Annotated in this window: 17 protein-coding genes; 9 read left to right on the top strand and 8 right to left on the bottom strand. The window is 68.8% G+C overall.

What is annotated here, in order from left to right; genetic code table 11:
• Positions 1-1269: amidohydrolase (locus tag V6M42_RS00765; RefSeq protein ID WP_332676480.1), on the bottom strand; the 1269-nt coding region annotated here is incomplete at its 3' end.
• 68 nt (positions 1270-1337) lie between these two features.
• The gene (locus V6M42_RS00760; protein ID WP_332676478.1) at positions 1338-3179 is read right to left on the bottom strand and encodes a family 43 glycosylhydrolase; all 1842 of its coding nucleotides are present in this window, start codon (positions 3177-3179) and stop codon (positions 1338-1340) included.
• 64 nt (positions 3180-3243) lie between these two features.
• Here V6M42_RS00760 and selD point away from each other — a divergent pair, with 64 nt between their 5' ends.
• The 3 genes from selD to V6M42_RS00745 are packed head-to-tail and all read left to right on the top strand — an operon-like array spanning position 3244 to position 6698.
• Positions 3244-4287: a selenide, water dikinase SelD gene (selD, locus tag V6M42_RS00755; protein WP_332676476.1), complete on the top strand. Its 1044-nt coding sequence runs from the start codon at positions 3244-3246 to the stop codon at positions 4285-4287.
• The gene (gene mnmH / locus V6M42_RS00750) at positions 4284-5393 is read left to right on the top strand and encodes a tRNA 2-selenouridine(34) synthase MnmH (RefSeq protein ID WP_332676474.1); all 1110 of its coding nucleotides are present in this window, start codon (positions 4284-4286) and stop codon (positions 5391-5393) included. Before selD ends, mnmH begins: the two co-directional genes overlap by 4 nt.
• A 9-nt stretch (positions 5394-5402) precedes the next feature.
• Positions 5403-6698, top strand: coding sequence for a dicarboxylate/amino acid:cation symporter (locus tag V6M42_RS00745; protein ID WP_332676472.1), 1296 nt, complete (start codon positions 5403-5405; stop codon positions 6696-6698).
• A 6-nt stretch (positions 6699-6704) separates the two neighbouring features.
• Here the strand turns inward: V6M42_RS00745 and V6M42_RS00740 are convergent, their stop codons facing one another.
• From V6M42_RS00740 to V6M42_RS00720, 5 genes are all read right to left on the bottom strand, one after another.
• Positions 6705-7109: a hypothetical protein gene (locus V6M42_RS00740; protein ID WP_332659424.1), complete on the bottom strand. Its 405-nt coding sequence runs from the start codon at positions 7107-7109 to the stop codon at positions 6705-6707.
• Between the two features lie 215 nt (positions 7110-7324).
• Positions 7325-7711, bottom strand: a complete 387-nt coding sequence (locus V6M42_RS00735; protein ID WP_332659423.1) for a GIY-YIG nuclease family protein — start codon at positions 7709-7711, stop codon at positions 7325-7327.
• Between the two features lie 343 nt (positions 7712-8054).
• The gene (gene carB / locus V6M42_RS00730) at positions 8055-11360 is read right to left on the bottom strand and encodes a carbamoyl-phosphate synthase large subunit (RefSeq protein ID WP_332676470.1); all 3306 of its coding nucleotides are present in this window, start codon (positions 11358-11360) and stop codon (positions 8055-8057) included.
• An 11-nt stretch (positions 11361-11371) separates the two neighbouring features.
• Positions 11372-11686 (bottom strand): hypothetical protein, encoded by a 315-nt coding sequence (locus tag V6M42_RS00725; protein ID WP_332641045.1) that lies wholly within the window; start codon positions 11684-11686, stop codon positions 11372-11374.
• Between the two features lie 164 nt (positions 11687-11850).
• Entirely contained in the window at positions 11851-12546 is a 696-nt protein-coding gene (locus V6M42_RS00720; protein WP_332659420.1) for an HAD family hydrolase, read from the bottom strand.
• 163 nt (positions 12547-12709) lie between these two features.
• Between V6M42_RS00720 and V6M42_RS00715 the strand changes: the two genes are divergently transcribed.
• Genes V6M42_RS00715 through carA form a run of 4 tightly spaced genes read left to right on the top strand, consistent with a single transcriptional unit; the run spans position 12710 to position 17067 of the window.
• Complete coding sequence (locus V6M42_RS00715) at positions 12710-13516, top strand: hypothetical protein (RefSeq protein WP_332659419.1); 807 nt, start codon at positions 12710-12712, stop codon at positions 13514-13516.
• A 41-nt stretch (positions 13517-13557) separates the two neighbouring features.
• Positions 13558-14556, top strand: coding sequence for an aromatic ring-hydroxylating oxygenase subunit alpha (locus V6M42_RS00710; RefSeq protein ID WP_332659418.1), 999 nt, complete (start codon positions 13558-13560; stop codon positions 14554-14556).
• Positions 14553-15863: an amino acid permease gene (locus V6M42_RS00705; protein WP_332676469.1), complete on the top strand. Its 1311-nt coding sequence runs from the start codon at positions 14553-14555 to the stop codon at positions 15861-15863. The genes V6M42_RS00710 and V6M42_RS00705 overlap by 4 nt, the downstream gene beginning before the upstream one ends.
• Positions 15864-15909: 46 nt before the next feature.
• Entirely contained in the window at positions 15910-17067 is a 1158-nt protein-coding gene (gene carA, locus V6M42_RS00700; RefSeq protein WP_332676466.1) for a glutamine-hydrolyzing carbamoyl-phosphate synthase small subunit, read from the top strand.
• On the opposite strand, the gene V6M42_RS00695 is transcribed toward carA, so the two are convergent.
• A complete protein-coding gene (locus V6M42_RS00695) occupies positions 17064-17330 on the bottom strand; it encodes a hypothetical protein (RefSeq protein ID WP_332676464.1) in 267 nt (88 codons plus the stop codon). The genes carA and V6M42_RS00695 overlap by 4 nt on opposite strands.
• A 226-nt stretch (positions 17331-17556) precedes the next feature.
• Between V6M42_RS00695 and dnaG the strand changes: the two genes are divergently transcribed.
• Positions 17557-19422: a DNA primase gene (gene dnaG / locus V6M42_RS00690; protein ID WP_332676463.1), complete on the top strand. Its 1866-nt coding sequence runs from the start codon at positions 17557-17559 to the stop codon at positions 19420-19422.
• A 69-nt stretch (positions 19423-19491) separates the two neighbouring features.
• Complete coding sequence (rpoD, locus tag V6M42_RS00685) at positions 19492-21447, top strand: RNA polymerase sigma factor RpoD (protein WP_332659412.1); 1956 nt, start codon at positions 19492-19494, stop codon at positions 21445-21447.
• Positions 21448-21573: the final 126 nt, after the last annotated feature.

Genomic DNA, 21573 nt, shown 5'->3' with positions numbered 1-21573 from the left:
GGTGACCGACGGCCGGGGATCGATGCGGAACAGGGGCGAGTGGTGGCCGGGCGCGGTCGCCACCTGATCGGCCGGGGTGCCCCCGACGCTGAAATAGACGCCCTTCACGCCGCTCTCGGGCGTGACGAAATAGGCGAAATCCTCGGCGCCCATGCCGGTGCGGGCCACGTCCACCACGCGGTCGCCGCCCATGGCCGCGCTGATGGCGGTCCGCACGCGGGCGGCGGTGGCGGCGTCGTTGATGGTGGCCGGCGTGGTTTCGGTGGGAGAACGCACGACGGTGGGAAGCTTGTCCTCGGGCACGCCCATGGCGATGGCCGTACCGCGGGCGACGCGGTCGATGCCGTCCAGAAGGGCGGTCCGCGTCTCCGGATTGTCGGCGCGGACGGTCAGCTGCATGTCGACGCGGTCCGAGATGATGTTGTGCTTGATGCCGCCGTGGATGGCGCCGACGGTGACGACCGCCCCCTCCAGCGGATTGATGCTGCGGCTGGGCAGGGTCTGCAGGTTCATCACGATGGCCGAGGCGACCACGATCGGGTCGATCCCCATGTGCGGATAGGCGCCGTGGGTCCCGACGCCGTGCACCGCGATGTCGATGCTGTCCGAGCTGGAAGAGGTGATGCCCAGCGGCAGGTCGATCAGTCCGTTGGCCAGATCCGCCGAGACGTGGAAGGCCAGGGCGTAGTCAGGCTTGGGGAAACGGGAATACAGGCCGTCCTGCACCATGGCCCGGGCGCCGAAGATACGCTCCTCGGCCGGCTGGGCGATCAGGACCAGGGTGCCCGACCAGTCCGCGCGCCGCGCCATCATCTGGCGGGCCGTGCCGATCAGGGCGGTGATGTGCACGTCGTGGCCGCAGGCGTGCATGACGGGCTTTTCGACCCCGTCGCTGTCGACCTGTTTGACGGTGGAGGCGTTGGCCAGTCCCGACTGTTCGTTCAGCGGCAGGCCGTCCATGTCGGCGCGGATCATGACCGTCGGCCCGGCGCCGTTGCGCAGCACCGCGACCACGCCCGTCCCCCCGACGCCGGTTGTGACGTCATAACCGAGGGCGGTCAGCTGGGCGGCCATGATGCCCGAGGTGCGGACCTCCATGCCCGACAGTTCGGGGTTGCGATGGAAGTCGTCGAACAGGGCGGCCAGGTTGGCGTCATAGTCGCGCGCCACGGCCTGCCGCAGTTCGGCGTCGGTCGAGCCCTGTTGCGCCTGGGCGGCGGGACCGAAGGCCAGCAGGGCCAGCGCCGCCGTGGTTGCAAGAAGTCGCATCATTCCCCCCGTCATGAACGGGCGAAGCTTGGTCCGCGCATCGCAGGTTGGCAACGCAAAACCGGGGATCAGCGCGCGGGGACGCGCACCGTCCGGCTCAGGGGCGAAATCCCGCTGGGCGAGAAGGCCTCGACCGCGAACCAGTAGTCGACGCCGACATTCAGGGCCCGCACCTCCAGCGCGTCGCCCATGTCGCGCAGGTCGTCGAAATAGACCTGGTAGGTCTGGAACAGCCGGTCGGGCGCAACGCCCCAGCGGACATTGTACCCCAGCGCCCCCGACACCGGCGTGACCGAGACGGTGGCGTTGCGCTGGTCCTCGCCGCGTCGGACCCGCAGGTCGGGCTGCTCCGGCCCCAGGCCGTCGGCCGTGCCGAACACGCGCAGATCCGCAATGGCCAGGTTGGCGGCGGCGACCTCGCCGTGCTCGTAACGGACATAGCGGGCCAGCACGGGCCGTTCCCCCTCCACATAGGCGTTGGGCCTGTCGCGGTCCGAGTCCGACAGGTCCGCGAACACCGCCCAGTCCGCCCCGTCGCGCGAGGTCAGGAGGCGGAACCGCGTGCGGATGTCGGGCCGCTCGGCATAGACGCCGGACTCATGGTCCGCATAGTTCACCTGCACCGCATGGACCTCCTTCAGCCCGCCCAGGTCCACCGTCAGCGTCTGGCCCGCCTCGTTGCGGTCGGCGACCCAGAAGGTGCGCGGGTTCTCGTCGGTGGCGCGGTCGGCGACGAACTCCCCACGCGTCGACGAGGCCTCGGCCTCGGCCTTGTAGGACAGCGGGAACCAGCCGGTGAACAGGCTCTCGGGGTCGTCGACCTTCGCGGTCGGCATGCGCTGCGGATAGTCGCCGAACCGGCTCGAGAAATGCATCTGGCCGTCAGGCGTGAAGCCGCCCGGGAACATCGCGATGCGCCGCTCGAAGGTCCAGTTGTGCCCGATCCACGGCGTGCCGGTGTTCCACCAGTTGCCGTGCCGGTCCTGGAAGGTCGAGCCGTGGCCCGCGCCCTCGACGAAGCCGCCGGGCTTGTAGCTGACCGGATTGTACGGCGCGTATTCGAACGGCCCCAGCGGGCTGGACGCGACATAGGTCCCGTTGGCGTAGGCGTTGTATTCGGTCCCCGGCGCTCCGTACTGGAGGTAATAGCGGCCGCCGTGTTTCGTCATCCACGCCCCTTCCATGAAGGGGTTGATGGCCGTGCCGTCCGGCAGGGTTCCCGAATGATCCTGGCCGAACCGCTCCCAGCCGTGCCGGTCGGGATGCAGGACGTGCAGCCGCGTCGGCTCGCCGATGAACCGCACCGGCGGCGTCGGATCGATCTGCGATCCGTACAGCGGATAGACGTTCGAACTGCCCCAGTAGAGGTACCATTTCCCGTCGTCGTCGATGAACAGGCCCGGGTCCCAGGGGCCGGGCGGCAGCTTGCCCGCCGGGATTCCGCCCTCGCCCAGACTGCCTTCCTCATTGCGGCTGACCGCGCCGGGCACGGGCGGCAGGATGCGGGTGTGCCAGTCCCAGCGGCCGGTCTCGGGATGCTCGCTGACCAGCAGCGGCCGCGGCTCGAACGCCGACTGCATCAGATACAGCCGCTCCCCGTCCGAGACGGCGGCGGGGGCGACATTGCTCTCGAACGGCCATTTGTCGGGCTGGACAAAGGTCCAGCCGAGCAGATCGCTCGAGGTCCAGTAGCCGTCGGCCAGGGTCTGGAACAGGAAGTAGCGGTCGCGGTGCAGCACGATGACCGGATCGGCGCCGGTGCGGTAGCTGATCCCCCGGTGCGTCTGCTCGAAATTGTATTTGTAATCCACGTCGACCGGATTGGCCCAGGTCCGGGGCCGGGCCTCCTGCGCGGCGGCGGGGAGGGCGATCGCCAGAAGGGCGGCGGAAACGAGGACGGAACGGCGCATGTCGCCACGCTATCACGGCGCCGCGGCTGTTGAGTTCACGAGCGGTTTCGCCCAAACCCGACGCATGAGCACGCCCGAGCCCCGCCTGACCTCGCTGGCCCACGGAGGCGGCTGCGGCTGCAAGATCGCGCCCTCGTTGCTGCAGGACATTCTCAAGGGCGTCCCGCAGGCGGCGGCCTTCGCCGATCTGATGGTGGGAACCGAGACCAGCGACGACGCGGCGGTCTGGCGGCTCAACGACGGGCAGGCGCTGGTGGCCACGACCGACTTCTTCATGCCGGTGGTGGACGATCCGTTCCACTTCGGACAGATCGCGGCGACCAACGCCCTGTCGGACGTCTATGCGATGGGCGCCACGCCGATCTTCGCCCTGGCCATCGTCGGCATGCCGGTGAACGTCCTGTCCCCGCGCACCATCAGCCGCATCCTCCAGGGCGGAGCCGCTGCCTGCACGGCCGCGGGCATCCCCGTCGCGGGCGGCCATTCGATCGACAGCGTCGAGCCGATCTACGGCCTGGTCGCCCTCGGCCTCGTCCATCCGGACAAGGTCCTGACCAATCGGGGCGCGCGCCCGGGCGACGTCCTGCTGCTGACCAAGGGGCTCGGGGTCGGCGTCCTCAGCGCGGCCTTCAAACAGGACCGTCTGGGCAAGGACGGCTACCGGATCCTGAAGGAGTCCACGACCCGGCTGAACAGCCTCGGCGCCCGGCTGCCGGGCCAGGCCGGCGTGCACGCGGTCACCGACGTCACCGGTTTCGGCCTGCTGGGACACGCCCTCGAGATGGCGCGCGGCGCCGGCGTCACAGTCGAGATCACCGCCCGCCCGCCGACCCTTTCCGGCGTCCAGGAACTGCTCGAGGCCGGCGTCCGCACCGGCGCCTCGGCCCGCAACTGGGCCGGCTACGGCGCCGAGGTCGATCTTCCCGACGGCCTCGAACCGTGGCGGCGCGACCTGCTGACGGACCCCCAGACATCCGGCGGTCTCCTGATCTCGGTCGCGGAGGCCGACGCCCCCGCCCTCCAGGCCCTGGCCCGGATCGAGGGCTTCGCGGCCCCCGTCGTCGGCCGCGTCGTCGACGGTCCGGCGCGGGTGCGCGTGACCCCATGATCCGGCGCACCGTCGAGCTGTGTCCCGGGGCGCGCGACGCCTTCGACGCCATCATCGACGTGCGCAGCCCCGCCGAGTTCGCGCTCGACCACATCCCCGGCGCCGTCAACCTGCCGGTGCTGGACGACGAGCAGCGCGCCGCGGTCGGGACCGAATATGTCCGGGGCTCCAAATTCCTCGCCCGCCGCACCGGCGCGGCCATGGTGGCCCGCAACATCGCCGCCCATCTCGAGGGCCCGCTCGCCGACCGCGGCGGGAGCTTCCAGCCCCTGGTCTACTGCTGGCGCGGCGGCCAGCGCTCTAACGCCATGGCCACGGTCATGGATCAGGTCGGCTGGCCGGTCGCTGTCCTTCACGAAGGCTATCAGACCTGGCGCCGGCAGGTGACGGCGGCGCTCTACGACCAGCCCGTCGCGCACCGCCTCATGCTGCTGGACGGCCCGACGGGCTCGGGCAAGACGGCCCTGCTGACCGCGCTGGCGGCGCAGGGAGCCCAGACGCTGGATCTGGAAGCCCTGGCCGCGCACCGGGGCTCGCTGTTCGGCGCCCTCGCCGGCGGCCAGCCCTCGCAGAAGGCCTTCGAGACCCGGCTGCACGACGCCCTCTCCCGCCTGGACCCGTCGCGTCCCGTCGTCGCCGAGGCCGAGAGCAGCAAGATCGGCGCGCGGGTCATTCCTCCGTCGTTGTGGGCCGCCATGTCCCTGGCGCCGGTGATCGAGCTGACCGTGCCCCTGGCCGCGCGCGTGGCCCATATTGTCGAGACCTACGCCGACATCGCCGCCGACCCCGAGGCCCTGGACAGGGCCCTGACGCGCCTGCCGCGCCACCACGCCAGGGCCAGTGTCGCGGAATGGCGCGAGATGGCGGCGCGGGGCGAGATCGCCGAACTGGCCGCGCAGCTGATCGAGGCCCACTACGACCCGGCCTATCTGCGGACCGGACAGACGCGGGACCGGCCCGTGCTGGAACGGGTTCTGGTCACCGACCTGACGCCGCCGGGGCTGGCGGCGGCGGCGCAGGCCGTGATGGCGGCCCTCGACGCCAGGTCCCCCGACGCCAGGCCACCCGACGCCAAACCTCTCGACGCTGGCCCCGGGCGCCCCTAGCTTCGACGGATGACACAGTCGCGGACCGCCGCCCTTTTCTCCTCGCTCAGCCTGTGGGTGCTGGTCGCCCTGATCGGGGGACTGGCCGCCGGCGCCGCCGCGCAGGCCTACGGCATTCCCGGAGGGACCGGCACGGTCGCCCTCGTCGAGGGGCTGGGCCAGCTGTGGCTCAACGCCCTGCGCATGACCATCATTCCGCTGGTCTTCAGCCTTCTGGTCACCGGCATCGCCTCCATCGCCGACGCCGCCGCGACAGGCCGGCTGGCGCTCAAGGCGATCGTCGTCTTCGCCCTGCTGCTGATCGGAGCCACCGTCTACGGCGTGCTCGCCTCGATGGGGCTGCACGCCGTCTGGCCGATCGATCCCGAGGGCGGCCGGCTGCTGCTGTCCGGCGCGGTCGGCGATCAGGCGGTCCGCGAAAATCTCGGCGGCGGCGGCTTCTCGGCCTTCCTGACCAGCCTGGCTCCGGCCAATCCGATCCGCGCCGCGGCCGACGACGCCATCCTGGGGATCGTGGTCTTCGCCATCGTCTTCGGCTTCGCCACCACCCGCCTGTCGTCGCGCCTGCGCCAGCCGCTGACCATCTTCTTCGAGGCCGTGTCCGAGACGATGATCGTCATCGTCCACTGGGTGCTGCGCGCCGCCCCCGTCGGCGTCTTCGCCCTGTCGCTGGGCGTGGGCCTGCGGGCCGGTCTCGGCGCTGCGGGCGTGCTGGGCCACTACATCGCCATCGTCTCCCTGGCCCTGATCGGCCTGATCCTGCTGACCTATGTCGTGGCCGTCGTCTTCGGCCGGGTGACGCTGGGCCGTTTCGCCCGCGCCGCCGCCCCGGCCCAGGTCGTGGCCTTCTCGACCCAGTCCTCGCTGGCCTGCCTGCCCGTGATGGTCGAGCGGGCCATCGACCGGCTCGGCGTCTCGCCGGCGACCGCCGGTCTGGTCCTGCCGCTGGCCGTGGCCATCTTCCGCATCACCTCGACCGTGGCCAACCTGGCCGTCTGCATCTATGTCGCCCACCTGTACGGCATCGTCCTGACGCCCGGCGTCCTGATCGCCGGCAGCGTGGCGGCCCTGGCCATCAGCGTCGGCACCGTCGGCCTGCCGGGCCAGGTCAGCTTCTTCGCCTCGATCGCCCCCATCGCCCTGGCCATGGGCCTGCCGCTGGACGTCCTGCCGCTGCTGCTGGCCGTCGAGGTGGTGCCGGACATCTTCCGCACCGTCGGCAATGTCACCGCCGACCTGACGGCGGCGCGGATCGTCGAGGGGCGGGATGCGACGGCGGACCCCGAGGCTGCGTCGGGAATCTAGGCGCCGCTACCCCGCCGCCCATTTCAGCCTGTCCAGCGCCTCGGCCGCGCGCAGCAGGGCGGTCGCCTCGGCCGCCTTTCCCTGACTGACCAGCCACGCCGCGCGCCGGACCGCCTTGCTGAGCGCCGCGTGCGGATTGATCCGCGGCGTCTCCGGCATGGCTTCCAGCTCGGCCAGCGCCATCAAGGCCGGCGGCGGATCGTCCGCCCCGCCCCGCAGCGGCCTCAGGTCCAGCCGTTCGGCGATCCGCTTTCGGGTCCATCCCTCGGCCATGGCGCGGCGGCGCAGGTTGGCCAGCCCGACATCGAACCTGCGGGCGACGGACGGCGCGGACTCTCCGGCGACATAGGCCTTGCGCACCTGCGCCCACGTCTCCGGCCCGCGATATTTGCGCAGACGATAGTGTTCCATGCGGGAGAGGTTGGCATGCGGGTGCGTCAGAAACGGACGTGCACGAACCCTCACCCCCTTTCCGCCGTCACCCTCGGGCTTGACCCGAGGGCCAGACCCTCCGGTGCTCCGTCGACCGTTGCACGGGCCGGGCCGCCGGGCCGTCCCGATCGCACAGCCCGCCTCCCGCCTCTGATCCTCGGGTCAAGCCCGAGGATGACGGCCGTAGAGGGAGGTCAGCCCCCCGCCTCCGCCTCAAGTCGCGCCAGAAACGCCGCAACCCCTCCGTCATCCCCATCAGGCAGCCGCGGATCACTCTCCTGACCCAGCAACGACGGGTACAGATCCCGCCACTCCGGGTTCCTCGCCTCGATCAGCTGCATCTTCCACGCACGGTTCCAGCGCTTCAGCGCCTTCTCCCGGCGGATGGCGGACGTGACCAGTTCGAACGGCTGATACCAGACCAGGATGTTGCACCCGTGGCGTTTGGCGAACCCGCTGCCCTCACCGCCGCGATGCTCGCTACCCCGGCGGTAGAGATTGCTCGTCATGCCAATGTAGAGCACGCCGAACGGCCGGCTCGCCTCGATATAGGTTGCGATGAGCGGGCGCTTCTCGTCCATGCTGCGAGTGACGGGACCCGGCCGGGGAGCGTCAAGGCCGCTCAACCTCCGGTGCGGAACGGATCACCCTGCCACCCCACCCACCCCAGTCCGTCATCCTCGGGCTTGACCCGAGGATCAGAGGCGAGAGGCGAACTGTGCTCGTGGGACGACCCGGCGACCGAGCCCGTGCGCCAGACGACTGAGCATCGGACCGTCTGATCCTCGGGTCAAGCCCGAGGATGACGGCGGAGGGGTGAGCAAAGGGCCGCAACTGCCGCTTTTGCAGGTTTCCGCATAGCCAACCTGACCGGACTGCGCCCGAATTTGCAGTCACGGCATGGTCGAAATAGCCGCCAACTGGTCAGCCGTGCGCGTAGTCCTGGATCGGCCGCACATCCAGCTCGCCGGCCTTGATCGCCCCGATCGCCTGCGCGGCCGCCAGGGCCCCCGCCGTCGTGGTGTAGTAGGGGATCTTCATCATCAGGGCCGTGCGCCGCAGGCTGAAGCTGTCCAGCAGCGCCTGCTTGCCCTCGGTGGTGTTGAAGACCAGCTGGACCTCGCCGTTCTTCATCGCGTCGACGATGTTGGGCCGGCCTTCCAGCACCTTCTTCACATGGCCGACGGGCAGGCCCTGCTCGGTCAGATAGGTGTGCGTCCCGCCGGTGGCGACGATGCTGAAGCCCTCGGCCAGCAGGGTCTTCACCGCCTCGACGATGAACGGCTTGTCGCCGTCCTTGACCGACACGAAGGCGCAGCCGGCGACGGGCAGGGTGGTGCCGCCGCCGATCTGGCTCTTGGCGAAGGCGCGGGCGAAGGCGGGGGCCATGTCGGCCTCGCCCTCGCGCTTCCAGTCCAGACCCATGACCTCGCCCGTCGAACGCATCTCGGGGCCCAGGATGGTGTCGACCCCGGCGAAGCGGGCGAAGGGGAAGACGGCTTCCTTGACCGCGATATGGTCATACGGCTTGTCGGCCAGGCCGAAGGATTTCAGCGGCACGCCGGCCATGACCTTGGCGGCGATGGCGGCGATCGGCTGGCCGATGGTCTTGGCCACGAACGGCGCCGTGCGGCTGGCGCGCGGGTTGACCTCCAGCACGAAGATGCGCGGCGCGTCGCTGTGCGGCTCCTCGATGGCGAACTGAACGTTCATCAGGCCGCGCACCTTCAGCGCCCGGGCCATGGCCTCGGTCTGGCGCTTCAGCTCGGCGACGATTTCCGCCGACAACGAGAACGGCGGCATGGAGCAGGCGCTGTCGCCCGAGTGGACGCCGGCTTCCTCGATATGCTCCAGCACGCCGGCCACGAAGACCGTCTCGTCGTCGCACAGGGCGTCGACGTCCACCTCGGTGGCGCGGTTCAGATAGTGGTCGATCAGCACGGGGTCGTCCCCCGACACCCGCATGGCCTCATGGACGTAGCGGTCCAGCTGCTCACGGTCGTGGACGATCATCATGCCGCGCCCGCCCAGCACGTAGGAGGGGCGCAGGACGACGGGGTAGCCGACCTCGTCCGCCTTCTGTGCGGCCTCCTCGGCGCTGCGGGCCAGGCCGTTGGGCGGCTGCATCAGGCCGATGTCGTTCAGCATCCGCTGGAACCGCTCGCGGTCCTCGGCCAGGTCGATGGAGTCGACGCTGGTGCCGAGGATCGGCACCCCGTCCTCCTGCAGCGCATGGGCCAGCTTCAGCGGCGTCTGGCCGCCGAACTGGACGACCACGCCGATCAGCTCGCCCTTCGAGCGCTCGACGTCGATCAGCTCCAGCACGTCCTCGGCCGTCAGCGGCTCGAAATACAGCCGGTCGGAGGTGTCGTAGTCGGTCGAGACGGTCTCGGGATTGCAGTTGACCATGATCGACTCGACGCCGATGTCGTCGAAGGCGAAGGCCGCGTGGCAGCAGCAGTAATCGAACTCGATGCCTTGCCCGATGCGGTTGGGACCGCCGCCGAGGATGATGGCCTTCTTCTTGTCGGTCGGGTTCGATTCGCACTGCGGAATCTGGCCCAGCGCGCCGGTCTCATAGGTCGAATACATATAGGCCGTGGCCGAGGCGAACTCGGCAGCGCAGGTGTCGATCCGCTTGAAGACGGGGCGCACATTCAGGCCGCGACGGGCCTTGCGCACGGCGGCCTCGGTCTGGCCAGTCAGCTGGGCCAGACGGGCGTCCGAGAAGCCCTTGGACTTCAGCTTGCGGAAGTCGGTCGGTTCGGTGGGAAGGCCCTGGACCCGGATATGGCCCTCGGTCCGCACGATGTCGGCGATCTGGCGCAGGAACCACGGCTCGTAGGAGCAGGCGGCGTTGACCTCCTCGACCGACAGGCCGTGGCGGAAGGCCTGGGCGATGACCAGAATCCGGTCCGGCGTCGGCTGGCCCAGCGCGCGCACGACGGCGGCGCGGGCGGAGGCCTCGTCCTCGACGTCGACGACGCCGTCGATCTCGATCTCGTTGAAGCCGGTCAGGCCGGTCTCGAGGCCGCGCAGGGCCTTCTGCATGGATTCCTGGAAGGTCCGGCCGATGGCCATGACCTCGCCCACCGACTTCATCGAGGTCGACAGGGTCGCCTCGGCGCCGGGGTATTTCTCGAAGGCGAAGCGCGGGATCTTGGTGACGACATAGTCGATGCTCGGCTCGAACGAGGCCGGCGTGACCTGGGTGATGTCGTTGGTCAGTTCGTCCAGGGTGTAGCCGACGGCCAGACGGGCGGCGACCTTGGCGATCGGGAAGCCGGTGGCCTTGGACGCCAGCGCCGACGAACGCGACACGCGCGGGTTCATCTCGATCACGACCATGCGGCCGTCGGCCGGATTGATGGCCCACTGGACGTTGGATCCGCCGGTCTCGACGCCGATCTCGCGCAGGACGTTGATCGAGCCCGTGCGCATGCGCTGGTACTCCTTGTCGGTCAGCGTCAGGGCCGGGGCGACGGTGATGCTGTCGCCGGTGTGGACGCCCATCGGGTCGATGTTCTCGATGGAGCAGATGATGATGCAGTTGTCCGCCTTGTCGCGGACGACCTCCATCTCATACTCCTTCCAGCCCAGGACGCTTTCCTCGACCAGCACCTCGGTCGTCGGCGACAGGTCCAGCCCGCGCTCCACGATCTCCCGGTATTCCTCGACATTGTAGGCGATGCCGCCGCCGGTGCCGGCAAGCGTAAACGATGGGCGGACGATGGCGGGCAGGCCCACGAAGGCCAGGGCGTCCTCGGCCTCGTCGATGTGGTGGATGGCCTTGGAGCGGGGGCTTTCCAGACCCAGCTTGTCCATGGCGTCGCGGAATTTCTGGCGGTCCTCGGCCTTGTCGATGACGTCGGCCCTGGCCCCGATCATCTCCACGCCCCACTTTTTCAGCGCACCGGAAGCATCCAGCGCCAGCGCCGTGTTCAGCGCCGTCTGACCGCCCATGGTCGGCAGCAGGGCGTCGGGCCGCTCTTTCGCGATGATGCGCTCGACGAACTCCGGCGTGATCGGCTCGATATAGGTGGCGTCGGCCACCTCCGGGTCGGTCATGATCGTGGCCGGGTTGGAATTGACCAGCACGACCCTATATCCCTCGGCCTTCAGCGCCTTGCACGCCTGGACGCCGGAATAGTCGAACTCGCACGCCTGACCGATCACGATCGGCCCCGCGCCGATAATGAGGATCGACTGGATGTCCGTACGTTTGGGCATCTCAGCCTCCGTTAGTTCGTCACGACCGCGCACTCCCAGCCGTCATAGTCCAGCTGGAAGGCCGCGGCCCAGGATTGCATCATGGCCGAGACCGGGGCGAAGGACGCCTCGTCCACGGCCATCGTCGTCTCGAGGATGGTGGCGTCGTCCTGACCCCGGGTCAGGAAACCGGCGCGCCGCGCGACCTCGTTCAGGTCGTCGTGGTCCCCTTCGCCGTAGAAGTAAAACAGCGTGTGCCGCGGCGTGATCCCGCTGTCGCCGTGGGCCGCCAGCGACGCGCGCACCATGGCGTCGCGCTCTTCGTGGGGGATGGCGGAGTCTGACACGGGGGGCGGGCTCCTTGCGCGCGCGGCCTCAGGCGGCGGCGGGGCGCCGGCGCGGATCGGTCGGGTTGTCGGTCAAGCGGCCCGTCTAAAGACGGGGGGAGGCGGTGGCAAGGCCGCGGGGGCCCTGCGTGCACGAAAAAGGCGGCGGCCCCCGCGAGGCGGGATCAGCGGCGTGAAGCGATCCAGGCCGGCAGTTCATCGATGCTGTCGAGGGCGCCGTAACGGTCGTGAGCCCCGGGCGCCTCGGCGACTTCATGGGCCCAGGTGATCGAATACGGGATATGAACCGCCCACGCCCCCGCTTCGAGAGCCGGCAGGACGTCCGACCGCATCGAATTGCCGACCATGACGGCCTCACCGGCCCCGGTGCCGTGACGGGCGAAGACGCGGTCGTAGGTGTGGCGATCCTTCTCCGAGACGATCTCGACCGCGGCGAACAGATCGCCGAGTCCCGAGGCGGCCAGCTTGCGTTCCTGGTCCAGCAGGTCGCCCTTGGTGATCAGCACGAGGCGATACGCCTCCGACAGTCTGGCCAGCGCCTCGTCGACGCCCGGCAAGGTTTCCACCGGATGGGCCAGCATTTCCCGGCCGGCGGCCAGGATCTCGCGGACGACCGGGGCCGGCGCCTCGCCGCCCGTCATTTCCATGGCGGTCTCGATCATCGACAGGGTGAAACCCTTCACGCCATAGCCGTAGAGCCGCAGGTTCCGCTTCTCGGTCTCGGCCAGGCGGGATTCCAGCGTGGCGCGGTCAGCGTGGTCCGCCAGCAGGGCGACGAACCGGTCATGTGTCAGCCGGAAAATCGTCTCGTTGTGCCAGAGGGTGTCATCGGCATCGAGGCCGACCGTGGTGATGCTCATTCCGCTGCCTACCACTGCAACCCGGATCACGGGAGGGGGCCGGTGTCCCGAAAGGGCATTGTTGTAGTCAACGGTGTTTCACCAGGTTTGTCAGGGTTACGTTCTTGAGTTCGGGGCTATGGTGAGACGGTGGAAGACCTAGAGACCAGCCAGGGAGGCGGTCATGACCTTGGTTCCAGCGTATCCGGCCAATGATCGTGGTGAAAAGCACGCGAGCGACACCGCGTATTCTCCGCTCGGCGAACGTCGCGCCTATGCGGCCCCCTATGAAAGCCTGACCTTCAGCCTGGTGACCCGCGCCGGACGCGAGCTGGCGATTACGCTGGCCGCCCAGCCTGTCTTCGACCTCGACCGTTCGATTCCGGTCAGCCGGCGTATCCGGCGCATCGTTCGGCACAGGGGCGGAGAACCCGCCCTGGCGGCCCTGGGCCGAAGGACGCTTGAACCGACTGATCTGAAGCGCATCGACCTTCAGACCCTGAACCACGGCCTCGACCTGCTGCATCTGGGCCCCGACGACGTGGGCGTGCTGCCGGCCTTCTGGCGGACCGTGACGTCGAGCCGGGGAAGGTTCGCGCTGCTCTGCTCGGACATGCAGCACGGCTCCCCTCGTGGAAACCTGCTCGTCGAGGTGATGGGCGGACTGGAACAGGCGCCGCTCGATGCGATCAAGGAATCCGTCTCGCATTTTGAAGCGAAATCCATGGGCGTGATCCTGCACATCGCGCCCGATGCGGAGCTTGTCCGCCGACTCATGGGCGTACCCGCCCGTTGCCTGGCCATCGACTTCGCCGGAGTCGCCCACGACGGGCCGCTGGAGTGGCGAGCCGCACATGACCTGATCGCCGCCGCGCGCCAGACCTGCGACCAGGTCATGCTGTTGAACCTGCGTCCGGACCGGGGTCTGGCCGCCCAGGCCGCCGGCGCCACTCACGCCGTGTTCGCCGGCATGGAGACGATCACCATCTAGAGGCGGTTGACGCCGTGGCCGCAGGGGGCCTTGATCCCGGAATGCAGGCCACGCTTCCCGCCCGACTCTATGGCTGTCCCGAAGCGTGGGCGCGGGAGCGCTCTGCGGTGTTCGGCCGTTCGTGGCTGTTTCTCGGTCACGAAGCCGAGGCGCCCGATCCCGGCGACTGGATCGCGTCCGACGTGGCCGGTCACCGGCTGATGGCCCTGCGCGGCAAGGACGGGGCGCTGCGGGCCTTCCATAATGTGTGCCGTCATCGCGCCGGCCCGCTGGTGAGCGGCGCGAGGGGCCATTGCGAGGGCGAGCTGGTTTGCGGCTACCACGGCTGGCGTTACGCCCTCGACGGCCGGTTGCGTTCCGCCGCGGGTTTCGGGGCGGCGGACGGGTTTGACCCGCGGGAGTTCGGTCTTCTGGCGCTGCGGCTGGAGACATGGCGCGGCCTGGCGTTCGCGACGCTGGACGAAGGCGCCCCTCCGCTCGCGAACCTCGTCGCACCGCTGGAGGCGTTGCTGGCCGGTCGGGGGCTCGACATCGCCGCGCCGGCCCTGCGCCGCAGCCACGACCTGGCGTGTGACTGGAAGACCTATGCGGAGAATTATCTGGAGGGCTACCACATCGGCTCGGTCCATCCGGTTCTGGCCGATGAACTGGGCTCCGCCGAGTATCGCGTCCGGGTCGAGGGTGATCTGGTGGTTCAGGAGGCTGTCGGGGTGAACGACGGGCCGCAGGCGGGAGTCTGGGGCTGGCTGTGGCCGAACCTCGGGATCAACGTCTATCGCGACGGGGCCATGATCGAGCGGATGACTCCGGTGGGCCCGGGGCGGACGCGTCTGGACTACCTGTTTCTCCACGATGGCGGCGAAGCGGCGCTGGGCGGCGCGTTGGAGGCTTCCGATCGCCTCACGGCCGAGGACGCGGCTATTTGCGAGGCGGTGCAGGCCAATCTGTCGGCCGGAGCCTATGATCGCGGCGTTCTGAGTCCCAATCACGAGGTCGCGGTCGCGTGGTTCCAGGCGCGAATCGCAGAGGTTCACCCATGACGGACACGCCTGCCGACGACCGGAACAAGCTGGGCTGGGGCCTCGCAGCCCTTGTGGTGGCGGGGAACATGATCGGCTCGGGGGTCTATTTGCTGCCGGCCACCCTGGCTCCGGTCGGCTCGTCGAGCATCGTCGGCTGGCTGGTCGCCGGGATGGGCGCGGTGACGCTCGCGCTGGTGTTCGCCTCCCTGGGACGTTTGCAGCCCGACGCCGACGGCCTGTCGGGCTTCGCCGAACGGGGGCTCGGGCGTTTCTTCGGCTTCCAGACGGCGCTGGCCTTCTGGACAGCCTGCCTGGTCGGCAATGTCGCCATCGCTGTGGCGGCCACGGGCTATCTCGGCTTCTTCTTCCCGATCCTGAAGGAGCCGGTAGCAGCCACCTTCTGCAATCTCGGCCTCATCTGGCTGACGACCGGAGCCTATATCCTGGGCGCCCGGACGGCGTCGCGGTTCGCCGCCGTAGCGCTTGCGATCGGCCTGGTTCCCATTGTCATCGCCGTGGCCGCGGGCGTGATGGCCTTCAGCGGCGAAACCTTCGCCGCGTCATGGAGTCCTTCGGGAAACAGTCTGGCTCAAAGCGTTCCAGCCTCGCTGGCCGTAATCTTCTGGGCCTTCCTGGGCGTCGAGAGCGCGGCGGTGCTGTCCGCGCGGGTCAAGGATCCGGCGCGCGACGTCGGCCGCGCCTCGATCGCGGGCGTGCTCCTGGCGTCGGTCGTCTACATCGCGGCCAGCGCAGCGGTGTTCGGCGTCATTCCCGCCAATGTCCTGGTCCAGTCCTCCAGTCCCTATGCCGATCTGACAGCGCGGGTGTTCGGGGCGTCCATCGGGGCTGCGGTGGCCGCCGCGGCGGTGATCAAGGCCGTCGGCACTCTGGGCGGCTGGGTCATGCTCGGCGGCGAAACGGCGCGGGCGGCGGCGCACAACGGATATTTGCCCTCGGGATTCGGAGCCGGCGATCGCACGCCCATCGCCAATCCCCTGCTGGGCGGGGCGATCATGAGCGTCGTCGCGGTGATCTCGGGCCAGCCGACCCTGGGCGGCCAGTTCGGCATGCTGATCGGCGTGACGTCGGTGCTCAGTCTCGCGGTGTACGGCCTGTGCTCGGCGTCGCTGTTCCGGCTGGCGCGGTGGACGCGGGCGCGCGGCGTGGCGGCGCTTGGCCTGCTGTTCACCTCGGCGGCGGTGGTGGCCGCGGCGCCGGGCTACATCCTGCCGACCGTCATCTTCTTCATCGTCACGACGGGCGTCTGGTTCGCCTTCATGCGCAAGTCGTCGGCGCCGGTTGACCCGAAAGCGGCGCCTCTTTAGCAACGCCGCCGTTTGCTCGCCGGGATTCGGTGCTAGGGAGCCTGCCATGACCACCCAGCTTCTTCCCGGCGTCACCGGCGTGCTTGCGCTCGCGGACGGAACCATCCTGCAAGGCCTCGGCTGCGGCGCGACGGGTTCGGCCCTCGGCGAGGTCGTCTTCAACACGGCCATGACGGGGTATCAGGAGATTCTGACCGACCCCTCGTACATGAGCCAGATACTTGCCTTCACCTTCCCCCACGTCGGCAATACCGGGACCAACGTCGAGGATCTGGAGCAGATCGGCGGCGGGTCCGACACCTCGGCCCGGGGAGCCGTCTTCCGCGACCTGCCGACCGACCCGGCCAACTGGCGCGCCGACAGTTCGTTCGACGACTGGATGAAGCGGCGCGGCGTCGTGGGCCTGGCGGGCGTCGACACCCGCGCCCTGACCGCCCTGATCCGCGACGGCGGGGCGCCCCACGCGGTGATCGCGCATGATCCGGACGGCAATTTCGACCTCGACGCCCTGGTGGCGCAGGCGAAGGGCTGGACCGGTCTGGTCGGCCTCGACCTGGCGAAGCCGGCCTCGACCCTGCAGGCGTTCGAATGGGACGAGGGTTTGTGGGACTGGCCGGAAGGTCACCCTCGCGTGGACGCCGCCGACAAGTCGGTGGTGGTCGTCGACTACGGCGTGAAGCGCAACATCCTGCGGGCCCTGGCCTCGACCGGTGCCAAGATCACCGTGGTGCCGGCGACGACGACGGCCGAGGAAATTCTGGCGCGCAATCCGGACGGCGTGGTCCTGTCCAACGGTCCGGGGGATCCGGCGGCGACCGGCGAATATGCGGTGCCGGAGATCAGGAAACTGGTCGAGAGCGGCACGCCGCTGTTCGGCATCTGCCTGGGTCACCAGATGCTGGCCCTCGCGCTTGGCGCGAAGACCGTGAAGATGGACCAGGGCCACCACGGCGCGAACCATCCGGTCAAGGATCTGACCACCGGCAAGGTCGAGATCGTGTCGATGAACCACGGCTTCACCGTCGACCGCGACAGCCTGCCGGACGCCGTGACCGAGACCCACGTCAGCCTGTTCGACGGCACCAACTGCGGCATCGCCCTGAAGGATCGTCCGGTGTTCAGCGTCCAGCACCACCCCGAGGCCTCGCCGGGACCGACGGACAGCCTGTATCTGTTCCAGCGGTTCGCGGACTCGATGCGTTAGGGCAGGGGCGCGAAGCTCCTGGCTTCCCGCAGGGCGCTGGCCTTGCGCACGGCGACGGGCGCTGCGTGAAGCCAGTAGTCGGCGTCTTCGAGCCGGTTCGAACGCAAGCGTTCCGCGCCGCGCATCCGCCGCAGGGCTGCATTCTGAAGCAGACGGGCGTGCAGGGCGCGGGGAGACAGGTCGGCGATAGCGGGTGAGCCGGGGACGGCGACGACGTCGGCGCCCGTGGGCTCGACCGCCGGACGGACGATACTCAGAAACATGGTTGGTCTCTCTCGTTTCGGGCGGGGTGCGCGATCTTCGCCGCGGCGCCGTCCGGAGCCGTCCTTTTCCTGGACGGTCGAATGGTTAATCCACAGGCCTGTGGATTGTTCCGATATGCGCAGAAAAATACGCGTAGATTCAGGCGGTTATGGCCGTGGTTTGGCCATTTTAGTTAATGAGAGGTAAAGCGCACCAAAGCGGCGAGTCGCGCGCTATAAGGCGAGCGTGCGCTTCGACGACCGTTTCCTTGAAGAACTGAAGGCCCGCCTTCGACCGTCCGACATCATCGGCCGGACGGTGAAGCTCAAGCGTCAGGGACGCGAATACGTCGGCCTCTCGCCCTTCACCAAGGAGAAGTCGCCCAGCTTCTTCGTCAATGACGACAAGGGTTTCTTCCACGACTTCTCGTCGGGCAAGCACGGTGATGTCATCTCGTTCCTGCAGGAGACCGAGCGCCTGTCCTTCGTCGAGGCCGTCCAGCGGCTGGCCGGGGAGGCGGGGATGGCCCTGCCGGCCGAGGACCCGCAGGCCGCCGAGCGCGAGGCCAGGAAGCAGGGGCTCACCGACTGGATGGACCTGGCGCAGAAATGGTTCGCGGCGAACCTGCGCCGGTCGCCTGGCAAGGCGGCGCGCGAATATCTGGAAAAGCGCGGCCTGCCCGAGGATCAGTGGGAACGGTTCGGCCTCGGCTATGCCCCCAATGATCGCGAGGGGCTGAAGAGCGCCCTGATCCAGCGCGGAGCCAAACCGGGCGATCTGGTCGAGATGGGGATGCTGATCGCACCAGAGGGCGGCGGTGCGCCGTATGACCGGTTCCGGGACCGGCTGATGTTCCCCATCCTGGACGCCCGGGGCCGCATCGTCAGCTTCGGCGGCCGGGCGATGAACCCGGACGACCGCGCCAAATATCTGAACGGTCCCGAGAGCCCGCTCTTCCACAAGGGTGCGACCCTGTACGGCCTGCCCGAGGCGCGGCGCATCCTCGGCGCGGAGTCGAAGAGCGATCAGGCCATCGTGGTGGTCGAGGGGTATATGGACGTCATCGCCTGCCATCGGGCTGGCATCCCGGCCGTCGCGCCCATGGGCACGGCCCTGACCGAGGAACAGATGGAACGGCTGTGGCGGGTGTCGCACGAGCCGGTGCTGTGTTTCGACGGCGATGCGGCCGGACGCCGTGCGGCCTACCGGGCCATCGACCGGGCCCTGCCGCAGCTGAAATCGGGCCGGTCGTTCCGGTTCGCCCTGTTGGAGGGCGGTCAGGATCCGGACGACATCCTGCGCGACAAGGGCGCGCCGGCCCTGCGGCAGGCCATGGCCGCGACCCGGCCCTTCGCCGAGGTGCTGTTCCAGAAGGAGGCCGAGGTCGAGCCGCTGGATTCGCCCGAGCGCAAGGCGGGCCTGAAGGGCCGGCTGCGCCAGGCCGCGTCCGCCATTCAGGACAAGGATCTGGCGGAACAGTACCGCCGCGAGCTGTTCGACCGCTTCGACGCCCTGTTTCCCGCGCGCCGCGCGCCCGCCGGCCAACCGGTGACGGGGCCCGGCGGACGCTGGCGTCCCGGCCCGCCGCCCAAGCTGGGGCAGACGGCGGAGGGGGCGCAGGCGATGCAATCTCTGTCCCGCTCCATCGAGCCGGTCGCCGCGGCCCTGGCCCATGGCGCGGTCGATGATCCGGAGCGGATGGACGACCATCTGGAAGCCATCGCGGCTCACGGGTTCGGCGATCCGGCCCTGGACGGGTTGGCGCAGGAGATGGTTCGGCTGCGGTTCTCGGGTCAGGACCTTGACTCCGCCGCCCTGCGTCGCCATCTGGCGCAATCGGGTCACGGCGTTCTAATGCACGAGGTCGAGAAGGCGGCGGCAAAGTCCGGCGCGCCCTTCCTGGCCACAGACAAGCCCCTCGGCGAGGCGCGGATCCGATGGTCGCAGGCGTTCGACGCGCTCACCCGCGTGGCGGCGCTGGAGGATGCCCTGACTTCGGCGCGTGGCGTGCCGGGGCAGGACGACGCGTTTCGCCGGCTGAAAGCCGAGCGGGATGCGCTGCGTCGTGCGATCAAAACCGGAGAGATTTGGGAAGATAGTGCGGGTTCGTAACCAACGACCCCGCCACACGTTGTATTGGCGGACGGCCTGATCAGCCGCTCCACCCGGAGAACAGACTGTATGAGCGCTCAAACCGAGACGCAGGAAACCGAAGCCCAGAGCGACGGTCCGCTGCTCGACCTCACCGACGCCGGGGTGAAGAAATTCATCAAACAGGCCAAGGCGCGGGGCTATGTCACGATGGAGGACCTGAACAAGGTCCTGCCGTCCGAAGAAGTGACGCCCGACGCGATCGAGGACACCCTGGCGATGCTGTCCGAAATGGGCGTCAACGTCGTGGAGGCCGAGGAAGACGCGGCCGAGACCACTGAAAAAGAGGGCGGAGAGGTCGTCGAGCGCGCCGAGACCAACGTCGCCGAGACTCCGGCCAAGGCCGCCTATGACCGCACCGACGACCCGGTGCGCATGTATCTGCGCGAGATGGGCTCGGTCGAACTGCTGAGCCGCGAGGGCGAGATCGCCATCGCCAAGCGGATCGAGGCCGGCCGCGACGCCATGATCTCGGGCCTGTGCGAAAGCGCCCTGACGTTCGAGGCCATCATGGTGTGGCGCGACGAACTGGCGAACAACCGCATCCTGCTGCGCGAGGTCATCGACCTGGACGCCACCTATGGCGTGCTGAACCCCTCGTCCCTGCCGCACAACCAGCCGCCCGCCGGCACGGTGGTCGAACCCGCCGAACCGGAAGAGGGCGCCGAGCCCAAGCCGGAAACGGACGACGAGGAGGACGAGGACTTCGACGACGGCGGCGGCATGTCGATCTCGGCGCTGGAGGCGGAGCTCCGCGACGGCGTCATGGAGGTGCTGGACGCGGTGGCCGGCGACTTCGGGGCGTTCCGGAAGCTGCAGGACAAGCTGGTGGAAAGCCGGCTGAAGGGCGAGGTCCTCTCGGCCAAGGACCAGAAGGCCTACGACACCCTGACGTCGACCATCTCGGGCCGGCTGAAGACGATGAAGCTGAACAACCACCGCATCGAGGCGCTGGTCGAGCAGCTGTACGCGATCAACAAGCGTCTGATGGGTCTGGAAGGCCGCCTGCTGCGCCTGGCCGACAGCTACGGCATTTCGCGTCCTGAATTCCTGAAGTCCTATTTCGGATCCGAGCTGGACCCCGCCTGGGCCGACCGGGTCAAGGAGATGGGCGTGCGCTGGACCAAGTTCAGCGACAACGAGCAGGCCCAGATCGCCCAGATCCGCGGCGACGTCGCCGCCGTGGCGACCGAGGCCGGCCTGCCGATCGACGACTACCGCCGTATCGTCCAGACCGTCCAGAAGGGCGAGCGCGAGGCCCGTCAGGCCAAGAAGGAAATGGTCGAGGCCAACCTGCGCCTCGTGATCTCCATCGCCAAGAAATACACCAACCGCGGCCTGCAGTTCCTTGATCTCATTCAGGAAGGCAACATCGGCCTGATGAAGGCGGTCGACAAGTTCGAGTACCGCCGCGGCTACAAATTCTCGACCTACGCCACCTGGTGGATCCGTCAGGCGATCACCCGCTCGATCGCCGACCAGGCGCGCACCATCCGCATCCCGGTGCACATGATCGAGACGATCAACAAGATCGTCCGCACCAGCCGCCAGATGCTGCACGAAATCGGCCGCGAGCCGACCCCGGAAGAACTGGCCGAAAAGCTGGCCATGCCGCTGGAGAAGGTGCGCAAGGTCCTGAAGATCGCCAAGGAGCCGATCTCGCTGGAAACCCCGATCGGGGACGAGGAAGACTCGCACCTGGGCGACTTCATCGAGGACAAGAACGCCGTCCTGCCGATCGACGCCGCCATCCAGTCGAACCTGCGCGAGACCACCACGCGCGTGCTGGCGTCGCTGACGCCGCGCGAGGAGCGGGTCCTGCGCATGCGCTTCGGCATCGGCATGAACACCGACCACACGCTGGAAGAAGTCGGCCAGCAGTTCTCGGTCACCCGCGAACGCATTCGCCAGATCGAGGCCAAGGCGCTGCGGAAGCTGAAACATCCCAGCCGCAGCCGGAAGCTGCGGAGCTTCCTGGACAGCTGAGAATGAAGAGGGCGGCTCGAAAGGGCCGCCCTTTTTCTTTGGTACAACACAGTCCGCTCATCCCGGCGAAAGCCGGGACCCAGTGCTGTCCAGCGCGACGCCGGCGTTTCAGGACTCGTGAGCGGG

Source organism: Brevundimonas sp. (assembly GCF_036677305.1).
Classification (GTDB): Bacteria; Pseudomonadota; Alphaproteobacteria; order Caulobacterales; family Caulobacteraceae; genus Brevundimonas.
The sequence above is the reverse complement of the archived record's forward strand: the minus strand, read 5'-3'. Positions and strand labels throughout refer to the sequence as shown.

Coding starts and splice junctions, on each gene's coding strand:
- V6M42_RS00760 (WP_332676478.1), bottom strand. CDS start 3,179: ATGCGCCGTTCCGTCCTCGTTTCCGCCGCCCTTCTGGCGATCGCCCTC.
- selD (WP_332676476.1), top strand. CDS start 3,244: ATGAGCACGCCCGAGCCCCGCCTGACCTCGCTGGCCCACGGAGGCGGC.
- mnmH (WP_332676474.1), top strand. CDS start 4,284: ATGATCCGGCGCACCGTCGAGCTGTGTCCCGGGGCGCGCGACGCCTTC.
- V6M42_RS00745 (WP_332676472.1), top strand. CDS start 5,403: ATGACACAGTCGCGGACCGCCGCCCTTTTCTCCTCGCTCAGCCTGTGG.
- V6M42_RS00740 (WP_332659424.1), bottom strand. CDS start 7,109: ATGGAACACTATCGTCTGCGCAAATATCGCGGGCCGGAGACGTGGGCG.
- V6M42_RS00735 (WP_332659423.1), bottom strand. CDS start 7,711: ATGGACGAGAAGCGCCCGCTCATCGCAACCTATATCGAGGCGAGCCGG.
- carB (WP_332676470.1), bottom strand. CDS start 11,360: ATGCCCAAACGTACGGACATCCAGTCGATCCTCATTATCGGCGCGGGG.
- V6M42_RS00720 (WP_332659420.1), bottom strand. CDS start 12,546: ATGAGCATCACCACGGTCGGCCTCGATGCCGATGACACCCTCTGGCAC.
- V6M42_RS00715 (WP_332659419.1), top strand. CDS start 12,710: ATGACCTTGGTTCCAGCGTATCCGGCCAATGATCGTGGTGAAAAGCAC.
- V6M42_RS00710 (WP_332659418.1), top strand. CDS start 13,558: ATGCAGGCCACGCTTCCCGCCCGACTCTATGGCTGTCCCGAAGCGTGG.
- V6M42_RS00705 (WP_332676469.1), top strand. CDS start 14,553: ATGACGGACACGCCTGCCGACGACCGGAACAAGCTGGGCTGGGGCCTC.
- carA (WP_332676466.1), top strand. CDS start 15,910: ATGACCACCCAGCTTCTTCCCGGCGTCACCGGCGTGCTTGCGCTCGCG.
- V6M42_RS00695 (WP_332676464.1), bottom strand. CDS start 17,330: ATGTTTCTGAGTATCGTCCGTCCGGCGGTCGAGCCCACGGGCGCCGAC.
- rpoD (WP_332659412.1), top strand. CDS start 19,492: ATGAGCGCTCAAACCGAGACGCAGGAAACCGAAGCCCAGAGCGACGGT.